Annotated in this window: 14 protein-coding genes; 6 read left to right on the forward strand and 8 right to left on the reverse strand. The window is 52.6% G+C overall.

The window, feature by feature from the left end; genetic code table 11:
• Both IGR76_03585 and IGR76_03590 read right to left on the reverse strand, forming a co-directional pair.
• Nucleotides 1-377 (reverse strand): UbiA family prenyltransferase (locus IGR76_03585; protein ID MBF2077605.1); only part of this gene is annotated, 377 nt, incomplete at its 3' end.
• Between the two features lie 146 nt (nt 378-523).
• A complete protein-coding gene (locus IGR76_03590) occupies nt 524-1,513 on the reverse strand; it encodes a heme A synthase (protein MBF2077606.1) in 990 nt (329 codons plus the stop codon).
• An 839-nt stretch (nt 1,514-2,352) separates the two neighbouring features.
• Between IGR76_03590 and IGR76_03595 the strand changes: the two genes are divergently transcribed.
• The 6 genes from IGR76_03595 to IGR76_03620 all read left to right on the forward strand — a co-directional run bounded on the left by IGR76_03595 (nt 2,353) and on the right by IGR76_03620 (nt 12,018).
• Nucleotides 2,353-3,396, forward strand: coding sequence for a cytochrome c oxidase subunit II (locus IGR76_03595; protein ID MBF2077607.1), 1,044 nt, complete (start codon nt 2,353-2,355; stop codon nt 3,394-3,396).
• A 164-nt stretch (nt 3,397-3,560) separates the two neighbouring features.
• The gene (ctaD, locus tag IGR76_03600; GenBank protein ID MBF2077608.1) at nt 3,561-5,249 is read left to right on the forward strand and encodes a cytochrome c oxidase subunit I; all 1,689 of its coding nucleotides are present in this window, start codon (nt 3,561-3,563) and stop codon (nt 5,247-5,249) included.
• Between the two features lie 85 nt (nt 5,250-5,334).
• Complete coding sequence (locus IGR76_03605) at nt 5,335-5,952, forward strand: heme-copper oxidase subunit III (protein MBF2077609.1); 618 nt, start codon at nt 5,335-5,337, stop codon at nt 5,950-5,952.
• Nucleotides 5,953-6,409: 457 nt separating this feature from the next.
• Nucleotides 6,410-7,264 carry a metal-dependent phosphohydrolase gene (locus IGR76_03610; protein ID MBF2077610.1) on the forward strand — a complete coding sequence of 285 codons (855 nt, stop codon included), beginning with the start codon at nt 6,410-6,412 and terminating at the stop codon, nt 7,262-7,264.
• Between the two features lie 492 nt (nt 7,265-7,756).
• Complete coding sequence (locus tag IGR76_03615) at nt 7,757-10,663, forward strand: glycerol-3-phosphate acyltransferase (protein ID MBF2077611.1); 2,907 nt, start codon at nt 7,757-7,759, stop codon at nt 10,661-10,663.
• A gap of 200 nt (nt 10,664-10,863) precedes the next feature.
• Nucleotides 10,864-12,018, forward strand: coding sequence for a ferrochelatase (locus tag IGR76_03620; protein MBF2077612.1), 1,155 nt, complete (start codon nt 10,864-10,866; stop codon nt 12,016-12,018).
• 243 nt (nt 12,019-12,261) lie between these two features.
• On the opposite strand, the gene IGR76_03625 is transcribed toward IGR76_03620, so the two are convergent.
• From IGR76_03625 to IGR76_03650, 6 genes are all read right to left on the reverse strand, one after another.
• The gene (locus IGR76_03625) at nt 12,262-12,963 is read right to left on the reverse strand and encodes a Crp/Fnr family transcriptional regulator (protein ID MBF2077613.1); all 702 of its coding nucleotides are present in this window, start codon (nt 12,961-12,963) and stop codon (nt 12,262-12,264) included.
• A 181-nt stretch (nt 12,964-13,144) separates the two neighbouring features.
• Nucleotides 13,145-14,266: an ABC transporter ATP-binding protein gene (locus tag IGR76_03630; GenBank protein ID MBF2077614.1), complete on the reverse strand. Its 1,122-nt coding sequence runs from the start codon at nt 14,264-14,266 to the stop codon at nt 13,145-13,147.
• A gap of 48 nt (nt 14,267-14,314) precedes the next feature.
• A complete protein-coding gene (locus IGR76_03635) occupies nt 14,315-15,100 on the reverse strand; it encodes an ABC transporter permease subunit (protein ID MBF2077615.1) in 786 nt (261 codons plus the stop codon).
• Complete coding sequence (locus tag IGR76_03640; GenBank protein MBF2077616.1) at nt 15,097-15,987, reverse strand: ABC transporter permease subunit; 891 nt, start codon at nt 15,985-15,987, stop codon at nt 15,097-15,099. Before IGR76_03640 ends, IGR76_03635 begins: the two co-directional genes overlap by 4 nt.
• Nucleotides 15,988-16,081: 94 nt before the next feature.
• On the reverse strand, nt 16,082-17,284 hold the full coding sequence (locus IGR76_03645; protein MBF2077617.1) for an extracellular solute-binding protein: 1,203 nt from the start codon (nt 17,282-17,284) through the stop codon (nt 16,082-16,084).
• 243 nt (nt 17,285-17,527) lie between these two features.
• Nucleotides 17,528-19,561: a hypothetical protein gene (locus tag IGR76_03650; protein ID MBF2077618.1), complete on the reverse strand. Its 2,034-nt coding sequence runs from the start codon at nt 19,559-19,561 to the stop codon at nt 17,528-17,530.
• Between the last annotated feature and the right edge of the window lie 163 nt (nt 19,562-19,724).

Genomic DNA, 19,724 nt, shown 5'->3' on the forward strand with positions numbered 1-19,724 from the left:
CTCAGCAGATTGGCAAAAACCGTCAGCAGAGTAAAGGAAATGATGGCAAGGGCGATCGCAAAGATCAGAGCATCCCGGGGCTGAATCCGACCGGAGGGCAACGGACGATGGCGAGTGCGCTCCATGTCATAGTCAATGTCACGATCGTACAAGCAGTTGATGGTATTTGCGGAGGCCGCTGCCAGCGCACCGCTAACGAGGGTAATTAGGAGCAGAAAGGGATCAACATTCCCTTGAGAGGCGATCCACATACTGCCAGCGGTGGTGATGAGCAGTAGCACAATAATGCGTGGCTTTGTGAGTTGCCAATAGCTACGAATGACCTGCCAAATGGTCTGATGGTGGCGGGGGGCATTTGTCCAGAGTGTCTCATGCATGCGTGTATTATCCTGATGCGAATCTTGAAAACGTAGAGGAATTTAGGAGTCTAAAACCGATGCTGTTCAAGGGTTAAAGTCGCTAATTTCGAAGATGTCTGGTCTCTCATAAAGAACCGGGGATGCGAGCAAAAAAGAAAGAAGGATTATAAAAGGGCAACGTTTGAGGACTCGTTTGCAGGAGTAGAGTGCTCTATCTGAGCCGTTGAAGGGCGATCGCGCCAAGCCAGCACCGTCAAACACACTAATGCTGCCAATAGACAGGCACCCATCATCTGATGGGAAACGGTCAGCGGCTCGATTTGTAAATGCAGCTTGAGGGTGGCTACACCTAACCCAATTTGAATCAACAGAAAGGCCGCCACCGCATTGGCAAATCGACGCAGCAAGGTATGAAGCGCAGGGGTTCGCCATGCCGTGATTGCCACGAGGACGGTCGCTATGGTGGCAGGAACAACGCCCGTTAAATGCGTATACAAAACACTGCACAAGCTTGATCCCGCCAGACATTGATGGACAGCCCAGCGGGAACCCACCAGCGCACCGGATAAGCTCTGAAGATAGACGAGAACGACGGCCACCAATCCAACCCAGCGTAATCGTCCGGTTGTCCCGGTGGCCTGGTACGGCAGCAGCATTGTCCCGATAATTAACAGAGTGGTGAAGAAGAGTAGCGCTGTGCCTAAGTGGGCTGTCACGATATCAAAGCGGAGCAATTCCGTAACGGTGAGGCCACCCAACACACCCTGAAACACAATTAGGCCAACCGCTAGGGTTGACGCCCACGGTAGCCATGATGGGAGGTGCGATCGCTTCCACCAGCTTAGCCCTGCGAGTCCCAGCGTCAGCATGCCAATCAGGGCGGCATCAAGGCGATGAAACCATTCCAAAAAGACTTGGAGGTTCATCTGCTGACCTGGAAAGAGGGTGCCGTAGCATAGAGGCCAGTCGGGACACGCCAACCCCGCATCCATGACGCGCGTTGCACTCCCGATCGCCATTAAGACCAACGTGGCGATCGCAATTTTCCATACCAAGCGACGAATCAGAACGTCGGGCTGGGATGCTGATAATCCTGTCGATGGCGGTGATCCTTCATAGGATGCTCCTGTTTGACCCAGAGCAGAGTTTGCCATGCTGACTCCTCCTCAACAAATGCTGGATGGCTGAACTAGAGATCGGTGCGGTTGAATCAGTAGCCTGTCAACGTTCACCATTTCAAATGGTTTCGCCACTATGCGTCTGCCGTTTTGTAAACACGCTTTGTAAACAAATGTCGCGAAACGTTCAGTGGAGACTCACCCTAACTCAACACAACGACATCAAAACCTCTAGTGACTACTTTAGTGATGGTCTTCGGAAAACTAACCAGGTTTATGATTTTCTTCGGATTGTGGAAACGGGATGGGATAAATTTGCAACATTTGCAACTCTTTTTTAAAGACCTACCAGGGATCTATTGAGTTGAGTCTGGATCGTCGATTGGGTGGCACCGCAGGTAACCCAAAGTCTCAAGCACGGTTTGCAGCCCTAGGCTCTGTAGCAAATACTACGCAAGCGCTCCCAGTCTTGAAGAATTGCTTAAGTTATGGTTTGGCTAATTTGACTCCCGCTGGGGGCTATTTTCTGGAGGTTAGCTTTTTCTGCGGTGAAAGGTGACAGAAACACAAAAGGGGCGATCGCCTATCCAGCAAGGCTTTCAAACGTTCAGATATCAAAAAAAAACGGACGCCGACACCATCGTTAGTCTCAATGCAAATTATTAAATCCAGCCTGGATTCAAAAACCTCAGTTGTACCATTGGGGATGAGTCAATCCTCATCTCTTGCTTAACGCAAAGCATTCTCTGAAGTTTCAGAGCATCACTGGAATTCACGTCAGAGATCTCTTCAGCCACCAGATCTCGAAGTAATTCCGCCTCATCCTTAATCTCTGAGTCTGTGCCCTTATTTTTTAGTTGGAACCCTACAGAACCGTGAATATCCCAACCAGTATCGCCACTATGTTGGCGGGAATCCTGATCACCTTGCTGAGTCTTTGGTACGGTCAAAACCACGGTCTCATGCCTATCGCCGCTTCCGATGAAGCAACCCTAGTGGATGGACTGTTCAATACGATGATGACCGTGGGCTTCGGTCTATTTCTGTTGGTCGAAGGCACCATCCTCATCGCTGTGATCAAATTTCGGCGCAAGCCTGACGATGAAACGGATGGCCCCCACATTGAGGGGAATATTCCTCTAGAGATTGTCTGGACAGCGATCCCCGCTGTGATCGTTCTCATGATCTCCGTTTACAGTTTCGATGTATACGGCCAGATGGGCGGATTTGATCCAGAAGCCGCCGAAGGGATGCCCGGTGTTACCCAAGTTGCAATGCTGGGCGGAGATGAGATGTCTGCACCGCTTATTGATCCCTCCCAAGCCCATCCCAAACCTCATCACCACATGATGGCGGTCGGGGTGGGGGCATCGCCCGATCGGGCTGGCCAACCCCCTGATCTCACGGTGGATGTTATGGGATTACAGTACGCCTGGATTTTTTCCTATCCCGAAAGCGGCATAGTCTCCGGCGAACTCCACGTTCCCCAAGGCAAAGATGTTCGCTTAAACATCAAAGCCCAAGATGTTTTGCACGCCTTCTGGCTCCCTGAGTTTCGCCTGAAGCAAGATGCCATTCCAGGCGAAGACACCGAGATTCGATTCACGCCGAGACGGGTCGGAGACTACCCCATCGTGTGTGCCGAGCTGTGTGGTGCCTACCACGGTTCAATGGTGTCTCGCATCTTTGTCCATTCCGAGGAGGAATACGACGCATGGCTAGGCCAGCAAGTTGCGATGCAGTCTGCCTCACCGGACACCTTGGCTCAACGTCTAGACGAGCAGATTTTGGCCTTAACAACCCCTCTATCAGATGAAGAGTTTCTAGCGCCCTATGCGCACGAGGTTGGTTTAACCGCTGCTTCTCTAGAGTCGCTGAAAGGGGCGACTCCCGTTCTGAATGAACTTCTAAGTAGCTAGACATCATTGAAATATGAATATAAGACCCCAAAAGCCCTGCGCCGACTGCTGCCCACGCGGCGTAAAGTAAAACCTGGTTTTTAATTTGGTCGAGTTACTGATTTCTTTTGTCGATCATTTGCTCTTAGCCAGGGAATTTCCTTTGCTTCAATACGGATGAACTCATGACACAAACGGATTTTCCAACAACTGCTTCACCGGACGGGGGGGCTCACTCTGGCCATCACGGTGAACGCAAATTTAGAGACTATTTCACCTTTAACCCCGATCACAAAGTCATTGGCCTTCAGTACTTGGTTACGTCCTTTGTGTTCTACATCCTGGGGGGAGTGCTGGCTACGGCAATTCGCACCGAATTGGCAACCCCGGCCTCGGATTTTGTTAGTCCAGACACTTACAACGGACTGCTGACCCTCCACGGGACGATCATGATCTTTCTGTGGATTGTGCCTGCAGGGGCGGGATTGGCCAACTATCTGATTCCGCTCATGATTGGTGCAAAGGACATGGCCTTCCCTAAGCTCAATGCCCTTGCTTTCTGGATGATCCCGCCCGGAGGATTGATGCTGATTGCCAGCTTTTTCCTGGAAACGCCCAAAGCTGGATGGACGTCCTATCCTCCTCTGAGCCTAGTTTCAGGGCAAGTTGGAGAAGGCATCTGGATTATGAGCATTTTGGTTTTGGGAACCTCTTCGATTTTGGGTGCCATTAACTTTGTGGTCACGATTTTGAAGATGCGAATTCCCACCATGCCCATGAATAAAATGCCCCTATTTTGCTGGGCGATGCTAGCAACGGCAGCGCTCATTCTGGTGGGAACTCCAGTCTTGGCGGGAGCATTAATCCTGTTGGCTTTTGATTTGTTTGCAGGGACGGCTTTCTTTAATCCCAGTGGAGGCGGAAATCCGGTTGTCTATCAGCACATGTTCTGGTTCTATTCCCATCCAGCGGTCTACATTATGGTTTTGCCGCTGTTTGGCACCATTTCTGAAGTTTTGCCTGTTCATGCCCGCAAACCGATCTTTGGCTATCAAGCGATCGCCTATTCCAGCCTCGCAATTAGCTTTTTGGGGTTGATTGTGTGGGCACACCACATGTTCACCAGTGGCACTCCGGCTTGGCTGCGGATGTTCTTCATGATTGCCACGATGGTGATTGCTGTGCCGACGGGGATTAAGATCTTTGGCTGGTTAGCCACCGTTTGGGGGGGCAAGATCTCACTGAACAGCGCCATGCTCTTTGGACTAGGGTTTATTGCCGTCTTTGTGATCGGCGGGATCAGTGGCGTCATGCTGGCTTCGGTGCCCTTTGATATCCACGTCCATGACACCTATTTCGTCGTGGCGCACATGCACTACGTCCTCTTTGGCGGATCTGTGTTTGGGATCTATGCCGGAATCTATCATTGGTATCCCAAAATGACGGGACGCATGATGAACGAACCCCTGGGACGCATCCATTTTGTGCTGACTTTTATTGGCATGAATCTTACTTTCTTGCCCATGCACGAACTGGGTTTGCTGGGTATGAACCGTCGCGTGGCAATGTACGATCCCCGCTTTGCGGATCTCAATGTGCTGTGTACCGCAGGCAGCTATCTCCTGGCGATATCTACCCTTCCATTTTTGTTTAACGCCATCTGGAGTGTGTTTAAGGGTAAGCCTGCGGGCGATAATCCCTGGCGGGCACTAACGATGGAATGGCAAACCACATCGCCCCCCGCCATCGAGAATTTTGAAGGTGTTCCAGTCCTGAAAACGGGTCCCTATGATTATGGCCTGGAGCGCAACGGTAGCCAGCCCGGTTTGGCATCTTCGGATACCCCTGCTCTTTCCGGGGGATCGCCCACATAGAACCGTTGATTCATTCGCTAGGGGCGATCGCGCCCCGGTTCAGTCTCTATTTTCTTTTGTCCTCCTGCACGTTACCGAAACGCCTATGCAAGGTTCCACTATTAATTCTGCTGATGCAGCCCTCGGTTACGAATCCGCCGCTACAGCCGGACACGAGGAACACCCTGATCTCCGTATCTTTGGCCTGATTTGCTTCTTTTTTGCAGAGGCGATGATCTTTGCGGGGTTATTTCTGGCCTATGTCACCTTCCGCGCGGTTGCACCTGTTTGGCCTCCGGAGGGAACGCCAGAACGGGAACTGCTGCTTCCTGGCATTAACACCATCATTCTGATCAGCAGTAGTTTTGTGATTCACAATGCTGAAGGAGCTATTAAGAAAAACGATGTCAATGGTCTCAAACTTTGGTTTGGCCTAACCGCATTAATGGGGGCGATCTTCCTAGCGGGACAGCTTTATGAATACAACCACCTAGAGTTTGGACTGAAGACCAATCTGTATGCCAGCACCTTTTATGTCCTGACTGGATTTCACGGTCTACACGTCTTCTTTGGACTGTTGTTGATCTTGGCGGTGCTGTGGCGATCGCGCAAACCTGGTCACTACTCTAGCGAACATCACTTTGGTGTAGAGGCGGCAGAACTGTACTGGCACTTTGTCGATGTCATCTGGATCATCCTCTTCGTGCTGCTTTACCTACTCTAAGCAACGACGGGACTCTACTAGCAAGTGTCTAAATCTCTTACAATCGTTGCGCGGCAGTGTCGTGCAACGATTTATGTTTATGTAGTGATAGTTTTGCTGCTTCAGCGCTCTTGTGATTATGAGACTGTCTGGAATTGTTCCAAATCACAAACAGCTAAACCAGATTGCGCTAAGGTCTGGATCATAGCGCTTAGGGCGAATTGAACGAATTCAGTCTAATTTGATTAAGGAGTTTGACAACTGCCCTGAATGGCAAGGCAGATCGCTATAAGTTGTACACAGGGAAAAAGCAGATGAGATGGCTGAACCGCAATGTCGCTCTCATCCTGGGATATGGGAGCCCTTAGTTACAGAGCAGCACTAGGATGGCGATCGCTCTAAGACCCTGTTCAACCCTCTTCTATTGCCTGCCCTCATCATGTTAGTGAACCGTTCACTTCGTTAGAGACATCTCAGGATGTTTAACGCTACCGAGCTACTCATTGACAACTTCGTTCAGGACCTCAAAAGCGGCTACCGTCGCGCGTACGGAAGCCTTAAGGCTGAGTATGAGGAAATTATTGGCTGGATTGGATCGATGGCTTTAGAGAACATTGCCAACAGCGATGCGCTCTACCACAACGTTGAGCATACAATTCTCGTCACCCTCGTTGGGCAGGAAATCCTGAGGGGCAAACACATTCGCGAAGGGGGCGTATCGTCCGACGACTGGCTGCATTTCGTTATTTCGCTGCTTTGCCACGATATTGGCTATGTGAAAGGCGTTTGCCGGGATGATAAGCCGGGGCTATATGCAACGGGGCAGCCTGGTGAGATGGTCGAACTGGGGCCTGGGGCATCTGATGCGTCCCTAACCCCCTATCACGTCGATCGCGGCAAGTTGTTTGTAGACGAACGCTTTGGCAACAATCCTCGGATTAGTGCTGAAATTATTAAACGCAACATTGAACTGACCCGGTTTCCGGTTCCCGATAAGGACGATCACAAAGATACGGTTCACTATCCAGGACTGATTCGGGCTGCCGATCTGATCGGTCAACTGAGCGATCCCCGGTATTTGAAGAAAATTGGGGCGCTTTATTATGAGTTCCATGAAACCGGGGAAAGTGCCCGTTTAGGCTACGAACATCCGGGGGATTTGCGCCGCAACTATCCCAAGTTTTATTGGAACGTGGTTTATCCCTACATCAAAGACGGAATGCGCTATCTAGAGCTAACCCAGCAGGGCAAGCAAATTTTGGCCAATCTCTACTCCAACGTCTTTATGGTGGAACACGATGTTCAACTAACGAACATGATGACGCCCAACTAAAGCACCAGATGTTCAACTAACGAACATGATGACGCCCAACTAAAGCACCATTAGGTTCACTCAGACGACCCGTGCTAAACGTTGCCGAGTTTGCGTCTTGGATGTGATTAGATTGAGCGTAAAGCCCTATGGCAATAACCCAAGCAACGCTGACAATCACAGTATGAAAGACTTTTTTCATGGTGTCCTCCGGCAGGGTTAGCATCGCGTTTGGCTTTAGTGTTCCCACAGATATAGCCTCAAGCCCGTTCCTTGAGATTTCGTAAATTCCTCTAGTGGTTTAACGGGAGATCACTGAGGAGTGTGTAGCGCATTTCCTGCGATCGCCTGGGGAATTCACGTATCCAGTCCCCTCAGTCGGTTACGTTCGTTGATGATCGTGCGATCGCCCTTCATCCATATCCCGATTCCCAAAGACCTCCAAAATCTCCGCTAAAATCTGACAGGGGAACGGTATCAGCCTTCTCAGGACATAAGGGATTGGCCTAAATTATGGTTTTGAATCCGATGGTGAGTGCGATCGCCCTTCTCGTGGCGTGTTTCATCCTAGGCGCGTTGCCCCTGGTGGGGTGGATCACGCGGTCGCTCACGGGAAAACAGTTGCGCGAGATTGGGACAGGCAATATCGGCGTTTCGGCGGCCTTCTACCACGGTGGGCAGGGGGTGGGCATCTTAGCTGTACTCAGCGAAGCCTTTAAAGGAATTGCGGCGGTGCTGTTGGCACAGTGGCTTTTCCCAACGGTTCCGGCTTGGTGCATCCTTGCCCTGATCGCTTTGGTTCTGGGACGCTATAGCATCGGGAAAGGGGCTGGCACAACCAACGTCGTTTGGGGCTTTGTCGCCTATGACTGGCGAATTGCGCTACTGGTTTTTGTGCTGGGAGGTATTGGATTTACCTTGTTACGAGAGCGGCGCACCGGACGGATTGGCGTCTTGGTATTGGTGGTGGTGATTACCGCATTACTCCATCCCCAGCAACCGGGTGTTGTGGTCGCTACGATGTTCCTGTGTACGCTCATCGGCTGGATCTACAGCCAAGTTCCGGACGATTTGGATCTGCCGATCCATGCTGCCCAAACGGAATCCCGCCAAATGTTTCAATTTTTCCGGGGCGATCGCGCCCTTAAATCCCTCGATCAACCCCTCGATCCCAAACAAGCAGGAACCAAAGCCGCGACATTGGCTCTGCTGCGTCGAGAGGGATACCCGGTTCCGATGGGCTGGGTGCTGCCTGCGGGGGACGACATGACGCCACTGCTCGAAATGCTAAAACCCTCACCGAAGCATCCCGTTGTGGTGCGATCCTCGGCGACGGGTGAAGATACCGAGTTCGCATCGGCAGCGGGGCAGTATGAGTCATTTCTGAATATCCAAAGTACGCTGGCGTTAGAGAATGCGATCGCCCAGTGTCAACTGTCCTACACCTCGGCACGTGCCCAGCAGTATCGGCGCGATCGCGGCATTCCCGATGGGGCGATCGCCGTTCTCGTCCAAGAACAAGTGCAGGGAGCCTTTTCGGGGGTGGCGTTCAGTCGAGATCCCATCGTTCGCAGTGGGGATGCTGTAGTCATTGAAGCCCTACCCGGAACCGCCACCCAAGTCGTATCGGGACGAGTAACCCCAGAGCAATACCGAGTCTATGTTGCCGATGCAGCGATGGCGGGCGATCGCTCTGATTGGCGACTGCCGAACGGGATCACCTTGCCCATGGAGGGAGAAGGCGACGTTCCTCCGTACCTGATTCAACAAGTCGCGTATCTCGCTCGTCACTTAGAACAGCGCTTTCACGGCATTCCCCAAGATATCGAGTGGAGCTACGACGGACAGCAACTCTGGCTCTTGCAGGCACGCCCGATCACAACGCTGCTCCCCCTCTGGACGCGCAAGATTGCCGCAGAAGTGATTCCCGGTTTTATTCGTCCCCTCACCTGGTCGATCAACCGTCCGCTAACCTGTGGAGTTTGGGGCAAGCTGTTTACGATTGTGCTGGGCGATCGTGCCGATGGCTTAGATTTCACGGAAACCGCAACCCTCCACTATTCCGCCGCCTATTTCAATGCAACATTGCTGGGCGACTTGTTTCGACGGATGGGTTTGCCTGCGGAAAGCCTAGATTTCCTGACCCGTGGAGCAAAATTTAGTAAGCCTCCGTTGCGATCAACGCTCCAAAATATTCCCGGCCTGTTGCGCCTCGCTGGACGGGAGTTCGCTTTGGAGAAGGATTTCGCAATGAGCGATCGCCAGTATTTCGCGCCCGGAATTCAGGCGCTCCGCTCCGAGGATCTGTCCACACTCCCCGATCTGGCATTGCTGACTCGGATCGACACCATCTTGGAGCTGCTAGAACACGCCACCTACTACAGCATCCTCGCACCGATTAGCGCCTCTCTGCGGCGAGCCGTTCTCCGAGTCGATGCGGCTCAGTTGGATAATCAGTCTACGCCCGAAGTTGCCGTAGTGCGATCGCTCCAAGCCTTAGCCGATCGCGCTCGTCCGTTAGTCGAATCGTCTACCTCTGCCCCGACCCTCTTTGACCAACTTCGCCAAACCCCAGAGGGACAGGCGATCCTAGAGGAATTTGATCATATTCTGGACAGCTACGGGTATCTCAGCGAAGTTGGCACGGATATTGCCGTACCCACCTGGCGCGAAGTACCTGACCCCGTTCAGGCGATGTTCGCCCAGTTCGTTTTGAATCCGCCGCCAGTCTCGTCGCGTTCCCCCCGGACGTTAGGCTGGGCGGGTCAAAAAGCTCAGCGTCGGCTCAATCTGAAAGGGCGGGTCACTGAGGTTTACAGCTATTTGCTCGCGGCTCTACGCTGGACGTTTATTGAACTGGAGCAGCGTTGGTTAGAAGCCGGACACCTCACCGCCGCAGGCGATCTCTTTTTCCTGGAAATGGATGACATTCGGCAAATTCTGTTGGCATCCAACGAAACGAACTGGGAAGCAGTGACGGCACGCATTGAAGATCGGCGATCGCACTTTAATCTCAACCGCAAACTGTTGCCACCCGCATTAGTTTATGGGAACGATCCACCGGAATTAACCCAACCGTTTGCTGCGCCGACCACAACGCAACAACAGCTTACAGGCATTGGCGCTAGTCCCGGACAGGTGGAAGGCACCTTTCAGGTGGTCACTCAATTTAATGCGGATCTGTCAATTAACAAAGAGATGATTCTGGTTGTTCCCTACACCGACGCTGGGTGGGCACCTCTCCTCGTTAGAGCCGGAGGGATCGTGGCGGATATAGGGGGACAACTGTCCCACGGGGCGATCGTGGCGCGGGAATATGGGATTCCTGCCGTGATGAATGTTCACAATGCCACCCAGATCCTTAACACAGGGCAACGAATTCGCTTGGATGGACAGCGGGGGACTGTAAAGATTCTGTAATTCTGGCGAAATTGAAACGAACCCATTACTCTTAAGAGAGGCGATGTATCCCCCCCATGGGGGATAATTGACAGGGGGATTCCCCAAGAATATCGCCAAGTCTTAGCACAAAGAGGTATAAGCCCGTGGTTGCAATTTCCGAGCAAACTACCCCCATCTCTATCGGAGCTCATCAGAGCGATCGCGTCGCCGTCTTGTTAATGGGCTATGGCGAAGTGGAAAGCTACGATGACTTCGCCAACTACAACGAGCAAGCGCTAAATCTACTGACGGCAAAGTTTGCCCCCGTGCCTACATGGGTCTATCCGCCCCTTGCCAAACTGTTGGCGGTCTTTGATCTCCATGAGTGGAGTCACCAGCATGGTCAGTTCATCTCGCCGCACAACGCCATTTTTGAACGGCAGCGGGCAGGAATTGAGCAGTGTTTGCAATCGAAATGGGGCGATCGCATCAAGGTCTTTAAAGCCTTCAACTTCTGTGCGCCGTTCCTACCCAAACAGGTGCTCGAACAGATTAAGACCGAAGGCTTTGACAAGATTCTGATCTATCCCTTGCTGGTGGTGGACTCTATTTTTACCAGCGGCATTGCCGTTGAGCAGGTTAATCATGCCCTGGCCACCCTTTCAGATGGAAACGAACACTGGGTGACAGGCCAGCGCTATATTCCCTCTTTCTACAACAAATCGGCCTACATTGACCTGATGGCCGCTATGGTCGAGGACAAAATTAAGCACGATTTGGCAGCGGCGCATCTCCCGTCCCAAACCGGTATTGTGCTGATGAACCACGGGTGTCCCCATGAGGCCAAAGGGTTTACATCCGGTATTGACGAAAGCCAGTATCTCTACGAACGAGTGCGCGAGAAATTGATTCATCGCTATTCCCTGATCTCAGTGGGCTGGCTGAATCACCAAACTCCCCTCATCAAGTGGACACAGCCCAACGCGGAATTGGCCGCTAAGAACCTAATGGATCTGGGCGCAACGGCAATTGTCTTTATGCCCATTGGCTTTGCTACCGAGAACCATGAAACGTTGCTGGATGTCGATCACATCATCCATGCCCTCCGGCGCAAGCGTCCCGATATTACCTATGTGCAAATGCCGTGCGTCAATGACCATCCTGAGTTTTTGCAGATGGCCGCAGACTGGGCAGATGACCACATTGCCGCCTTGCTTTCAGAACAGGCATTAGTGGTGAACTCATCGTTGGCGATCGCCCAAGCGAAGGATTACCACGACCATCACCACAACCACGGATTCACCCTCAATGGGGCTTCCCACCATGATCACCCTCATGATCACAACGGGCATCATCGGGCATCATCACTCTCAGGATCATCATCAGGCTCATGATCATGCCTATCACGACCACGACCACCATGAACACGCCCACTCCCACAATGGGCACCATTACCATCACTAAAGTAAGGCGTTAAAGCCAGGTCTAAAACCTACCTATCAAGGCCGTGTAGACTACGCGGTCTTGATAACAGGGTTGGGTAGGTTTTAAACTAACTCTGAGTTTTGAGTTATGAATGCGTTGCACCATCAGGGATGTCAGCCTTTCATCTGTAGCCGGAATTTTTGAAATTGGTATTAAACCAAAATTTTCTCAAGAGCTGAAATGTCGGGAATGCAGAGCACGTCGCGATCGCGCGTAATCAGATTTTTGCGTTCCAATTTGCTCAATACGCGAGTCACCGTTTCCCGTGCCAGTCCACTCAGACTGCTTAATTCTCGATGCGGTAAATTGGGAATTTCAATGCCGCTGGAACTCATCTGCCCCTGACCGTCTGCTAGGAAGATCAAAATATCCACAACCCGCGCCACGCTATCCGCTTCCCGGAGCCGGAGTCGGCGGTTGACCTGCCGCAAACGACGCGCCATCAGCTTCGCCAAACTAATGCCCGCTTGGGGTTCTGTGGTGATCAACTGGACAAAGTCATGGGCTGGAACATTACCGATCACCGTGGGAACCAAGGTAATCACATCTGTCGAACGGGGAACCTCATCGAGGGGAGCCATTTCGCCAAAGAGATCTCCCTTTCCGAGAATATTAAGCGTCACTTCCTTTCCATCTAAGTTGTAGGTGCGGATTTTGACCCAACCTTCCAGAATGAAGTAAACCGATCCCCCCCAGTCATTCTCGAGCAGAATCACCTGGTTTGCGGGATGGCTACGGATCACCACATGGGCGATCGCCTGTTCAACAGCAGATTCTGGCAATCCCTTAAAAAACTCGGATTGCCGAACCATGTCAATATTTAAAGATTCTCGGGAACTGGATCGACTAGTCATGGGCTTGTGGGCGACGCGATCGAGCGATGGCGTGCAGGATTAGCAAGTGTGCTGCCTGTACAGATGGTGTAATCTGCAAATCAGTTATACCAGCATAAGAGAAAAGTGACCGGTCATCCGCGAATCGATATAAAGGTTTCACAAGCAGAACCGAGTCATGCTATCTAGATTTCACTTGCCTCTAAGGGGCGATCGCCATCGCAGACGGCACTTGCACGGCTAAATCTAGCACCCGACACTGATCCGGCGCAAAGCAAAGCTGCACCCTCTCGCCAGAACTATGGCCATGGGCGGTGGTCGGTACATCAACATTGAGATAAAACTCCCCGACCAGCACCGAGAGTCGAACAACCGCGCCAAGAAATGTACGACCCGTTATGATCCCACTCAACCCATTCGCATTCGGTGGCAACGGTTGCTCCGATGCGTAAACCTGAACGTTTTCAGGACGAACCAGCACCACCACCATCGCATGATCCGGGATGTCAGCAGGTTGAGTGTAGACAAACGTATCGGGCACCTGGGCCGCCTGGGAATGGGTTTCGACTCGTACCCGCTGATGGACGCGATCCCACACCCCCGGAATTTGATTCATCGCCCCAATGAACGATGCCGTAAACGCCGTTTTGGGCGTGAGGTAAATGTCCTCAGGAGTTCCTTCTTGGTCAATCTGACCTTGAGACATCACCACGACCCGATCCGAAATGGATAGCGCCTCTTCCTGATCATGGGTGACAAATAGAGTGGTGATCTGAAGCTGCTGTTGAATCCGGCGAATCTCGTTGCGAAGCTGTACCCGCACCTTAGCATCAAGCGCAGAAAGGGGTTCGTCTAATAACAAAACCCGAGGGGCGATCGCCAAGGCGCGTGCCAGGGCAACCCGCTGTTGCTGTCCGCCAGAGAGTTGATGGGGAAAGCGATCGCCCATACCGTCCAGCCCCACCAAATCCAGCATTTCCATGACTCGCTGCTGCTGCTGTGGGCGCGATCGCTTGCGGAGGCGGAGGCCAAAGGCAATATTTTCAGCCGCTGTCATGTGGGGAAACAGGCTGTAGGACTGGAACACCATACCCATATCTCGACGGTTCGCTGGGAGAGGGGTGATGTCCTGACCCTGTAGCATAATCTGACCGTCCGTCGGACGCTCAAATCCCGCAATCATCCGTAGAATCGTCGTTTTCCCGCAGCCGGACGGCCCCAGAAGCGAAATCAGCTCTCCTTCGGCCAAGGTCAGCGTAATGCCTTGAACTGCCTGAACAGAGCCGTAGGCTTTAGATATATGATTCAACGCAAGATAAGACATAGCAACGGATTCAGAACATCCAGAGTATAAACAACCCTCTGCGATCGCCTAGCGAGGCCCCGTGATCTGACTGGAACGCCCAACCTGCTGTCCCAAAAGCTGTACCAAGGCGATCGCGCCCCAAGTTAGAGCAAAACTGACGATCGCCAGGGCTGACGGCTCGTACACCTTACTACTGCTCAGCAAGTTCATGTAGGGGCCAAAGGCAGGCTGGGCGAGTAAGGCGGCAATCGTAAACTCCCCCATCACAATCGCAAAGGTGAGAAATGCTCCATTCAGCAACGCCGCCCGCAGATTGGGAAAGATAATCTGAAAAATAACGGTCGGCCACCGGGCTCCCAAACTCTGAGCCGCTTCGGTTAAGGTGCGAATATCGATCGCCCGCATCCCCGTATCCACCGCCCGATACATGTACGGAAACGATAGCACCACGTAAGCAGCGGTGAGCAACACCCATCCCCCTTGGCGACTGTTCAATAGCGTGGTGCTGTAGGTGCGAATCAGCCCAAAAACCAGCACCACCGCAGGCACCACAAAGGGCAGCAGTGTTACCAACTCCACCCAAGGACGCAGCGCCGGATATTTTAACTGCACCCAGTAGGCCGTCGGCACGATGAGCAGCCAGCTTAGCAAGATGGTGACCAGGGCGATCGCGCAGGAGAAGAGAAAACTATTCCGAAAGTTGGGGTCATTCAACACATTCACGTACGCCTTGAAGCTCAAGGTGTCGGCTTCCGCGCGGAGGGAAAAATCCAGGGTGGCGATCAGCGGGATTGCAAAGTACAGAACCCCCACCCCCAACCATAGCCACGACCAAGGATTAACGCTCTTCATGGCAACCACCTCGACGTGCGCTGTTGCAGCCAGCTATAGGCCGCGATCGAAATCGCCATCACACCGACCATCCCCAAGGCCAGGGCATTGCCCAAACCGGGATTGCGTAAGGCATCACCACTAATTTGGGCTCCAATGAGAATGGAAACAAGATTAATCTGTCCACCTGTCAGAGCGTAGGCCGTAGCATAGGCTCCAAAGGCGTTACCAAACAGCAGCAGCAGCGTCCCCAGCAACGGCGGCATCAAAATTGGCAGCGCAATGTACCGCCAGTATTGCCACCCCGATGCCCCCAGATTTTCGGAGGCTTCGCGCCATTCTAATCGGAGGCCGTCCAAGGCGGGTACCATAATCAGCACTGTGAGCGGAATTTGAAAGTAGAGATAGGTCAAACTCAAGCCCCAAAAGGTATACAGGTTAAAACCAGTCTGGTAAATATCCAGTCCTACGGCCTTCAGCCACCCGGTCACCATCCCCAAGCGTCCTAGGGTGGCGATGAACGCAAAGGCCAGGGGAACGCCAGCAAAGTTGGACGCTACTCCCGAAAAACTAAGGAGGGGCGATCGCACATGCTGCGGCAGTCCCCCCAAGGTCACCGCATAGGCCAATAGAAACCCCACACTGCCCCCCAGCAACGCCGTCACCACACTGAGCTGAATACTGACGCGATAGGCTGCCAAAATGGAGGGCTGTCCCAAATCCCAAAGGTTTTGGAGGGTGAAGTTCCCGGCATTGTCCTGAAAACTCCGTACCGCGATTGAGGCTGCCGGAATCAGTAAAAAGGCGATCGCAAATGCAAAAAAGGGAACCACCCCCAGCCAATGCCAGGAGCGATCGCCCTTCAGCCTGTTTATTTTGGGTACTTTTGAATCTTGAACAACAGTCACATCGATACTTTTGAGTCTTGAACATCAATCTGCGGGGTGGGTTAGGCCACACCATCACACCCCCGTTCCTAAATGTTGATGCGTTTTGCCAACGCTACTTCACGTCCGCCCCCACGACGCTATCCCAGTTCTGGGTGATTACATCGCTGGCTGCCTTAATTTGCGCCCCCGTGGGGAACGCCGCTGCTTCATAGGCGGCTGGATCTGGCAATTTATCTAACACCTCTTTGGAAATAGCGTTGCTGGCCTTCATTGCGTCAAATCGTACCGGGCGAGAATAGCCCTTCAGCCAAATCATTTGTCCTTCATCGGAATAGAGGTGCTCCATCCAGAGACGGGCGGCATAGGGACGCGGCGCATAGGCACTAATCGCCTGGACATAGACCCCTGCCAGCAAGCCGCTCTTCGGGACAATTACCGCAATTTCAGGATTTCCGCCTGTGCTGTCGCGGTTGCTCAGCGCATTGTAGTCCCACCGCAGGGCGATCGGCGTTTCCCCTTTGGCGATCGTGGCAGGTTTAGCCACCACGGGCAGCAAATTGCCAGCCTCGCTAAGCTGCTTGAAAAACTCCAGTCCGGGCTGCGGATCTTCTAAAGAGCCGCCGTTTGCTAACGCTGCCGCCCACACAGCGTTAATGCCCTGACCCGATTTACGCGGATCGCCTGCTAAGGCTATCTGCCCTTGGTACTCCGGCTTGAGCAAATCGGCCCAGTCTGCGGGTAGTGCTTTAACGACCGCCGTATTCACCTCAAAGGTCATGACACCGTAGTAGTCTCCATACCAATACCCTTCAGGGTCTTTAAGGTTTGCCGGAATGTCGTCCCAAGTGGAGACTTTGTAGGGTTGCAGGAGACCCTCTTGCTTCGCGTCTTCACCAAACTGGAAGCCGACATCGATTACGTCTGGGTTCTGCGGTCCTTTATTCCCCTGATTCGCCTTGATTGCTTCAATTTCGTCTGCTGAACTTGCATCGGGATTCAGATCATTCAGCTTAATGAACGGATACTTTTGCAAAAAGCTTGCCTTCATCTCCTTATAGTTTGCCCAGTCATCTGGCAGGGCAATGACTGACAGTTCTCCTTCTGCTTTTGCTCGCTCGATGAGTGCATCCATACCGCCGATGTCGTCTAAGGTCAGCGGTAGGGCAGCATCTGAACCGCTCGGAGAAGCCGATGCTGTAGAGGTAGCAGCACCTTCAGAGGAAGTCGATGACTGCTGGGTGCAGGAACCTAGAATCAAGGCACTTGCACTGGAGGCCGCAGTCAAGCTTAAAAAGTGGCGACGAGAAATTTTCATAGAGTCCTAGAGACACCTGGTTTCAAGAAAAATGAACGGTGGTGAACAACTTGAAGCAGTGGCACAGGTTTTCTGAGGAATCGGCGTAGGATGCGGCTGCGCCATAAGCCACACATTCGAAAACGCATCCACGCAGGCAGTTCTGTGGGTTACAAAACAGCGCCCCACTGTTTCAGTACACCATGAGTTCTTAAACGTCAGGTAAACGCTAGGTTTCTCAATGCCTAAGAGTAGGTTAATGTTTTACGGTTGCGGATCAGGATCAATCACGACGGCTTTGCCTTTCATATAAAAAGACTTGAAAAAGTGAGCATACTGTATCTTGACCGCATCAAGCTGCGCGAAAATGTTGTGGGAACTGGTAATCCCATCCCCTTCGTACTGCACAACGACGCCCGTATAGCGGCGACCATTTTCTGACCGGAGATTCCTCACAATCGGATAGGCCAGAATTCCATCCAACCCGTCTAAGGATAAGGACGCTTGCATTCCAGGCCATAGCACGTCCCCAGCCTGCTGTAAGCCTGTTGCTAAGGCCACGGCATCATAGATGGGTTCTGGAAATTCCGGATCATTGAGGCCAACAGGTTGATAAATTGATCGGGCCGGATGCCCTGGGAGGGGACGGCGCGCCAGACGTGGCATGTAAACAATGGGATCGGCTGATTCCCAGGCCGTCTGCAACAGAGTGAAGGCAGGATGGAGGAAATTGAGATTTTGGGATGTGCCTAGCAAGAGATTGAACAAAGGGGCTGCCTCACTTTCAGTGGCCAAGCGTGACCAAAAGCCGCCCGACCCCGTAGGCACAACAGCCCCAATCTTCGGTTCAACAGCACTCACCATCGTGGCATACTGGGCTCCGTGGGACTGTCCCATCGCGAGGACGCTGTCCGAATTAATCCGATAGGTTGAATGGGAACCCAAGATTTGGTCTACGTTCAGGGTTCCAAAGATTTCAGACGGAATCTCTAGGTTGGCGATCGCCTCTAGAATCAACCGTTGCTCCAATACCCCCTGTTGAAACGTGTCGGGATACGCCGCTAGATTCAGCGGATTGAGATACGGGCTATCCCCTGCATTCGGTAACCGTTCGGGATTCATGGGGAGAGCCATTCCTAGCGTCGCAAATCCCTTTTGGGCAAGAACATAGGCTGGCCCAAGTCCTGGAGTGGGTTCACCACCGGGTTCGAGAATTGGCCCCCGATCGATCACTTGCGTGTGTAGTCCGTTCGATCCGTGATAGTAAACAACCAGTGGATAACCACCGTCGGGCATAGGCGTTTTCGGCAACGTCAGCACAATCGGTACATCAGCCTCAACTCGCTGCTCGATCAGGTTTCCATCTGCATCAAATTCAAACTGCCCCCCAATCAAATCAAACGGAGGCGTACCCGTTTGAAATTGAGGTAAATCAACCGTGCCGCTGAGGCGATAAAACCTTGCATCCTCCTGATCTGGGTCGCCTGCGAACTGGAGATTATCAATGCTCAGGTCGTAGCGATCGAGAATTTGGTCAGACAACACACTCAAATCTGCAACGACATCACCAGTGGTGAAGACAGTCGCTGCGGCGATCGCCCGTCGGGAGACATTGAGGCTATCCAAGGTTTGCCAAAATGGCTTGAACAGCTTGTAGGTCTTTTTCCCCAGCTTGCCCTCTGGAATCTCACCGTCACGAAGCTGTTGAAAGTCCGATGAAACGCCTAACGGTCGATCCTCGGCATCTTGAAATGATCGTTTGACGACATAGGCATAGGTCGTATCGGGACGCAAAATGATGCCCGGAGCTGGAGCAACAGCCAGCCCATGATCAGGTACATAGGCATCGGCATCGAGCGTAGAGGCAACCGTTGGTAATACCGTCCCCCGATCTGGAGAATCTGGATCAATATCAAGCAGCCAAATGGGCGATCGCCGATGTCCGGCAATAATCTGGTCCGGATCTTGAGGCATCAGATCGGCACTAAAGCGGAAGTATCCCGCCGTATTCACTGGAAATCCAGAATGTTCGTCTGCTTTCGTCCGGAGGGTGCTGGCTGCCGGGCTTAAGGGCGAGATCGGAAGCCCCGCAAGATCGATCGTTCCGGCCTTGATCCGTCCATCAAAGGGATAGGGCAAGTCGTAAAATTCATCCTGACGATCGAGGCGGGCGGATACGTCAAAAAATGCGACGGTCTTGGGTCGCTTAGCCGTAGTTCGGCTTGGCGATAGCGTACCACGCTCTGATGCGGTGAGGGAGTGCGATCGCGCCTGCAAACCCACATCCGATGCCCCCACCAGTCTCGACTGGCTCGTCTGTCCGAGCAGGCGATCAATGCTCGGAGGCCGAGAACCAATCTGTGAAGCCAGATTGCGGCGTATAGAGCTGATTTGACATCTTTATAATTAGACTTAAAGGAGCCAAACCTCTTAAACCGAACAACGATGAGCTATTCGAGCA

The sequence above is a fragment of the Synechococcales cyanobacterium T60_A2020_003 genome (assembly GCA_015272205.1).
Taxonomy (GTDB): domain Bacteria; phylum Cyanobacteriota; class Cyanobacteriia; order RECH01; family RECH01; genus JACYMB01.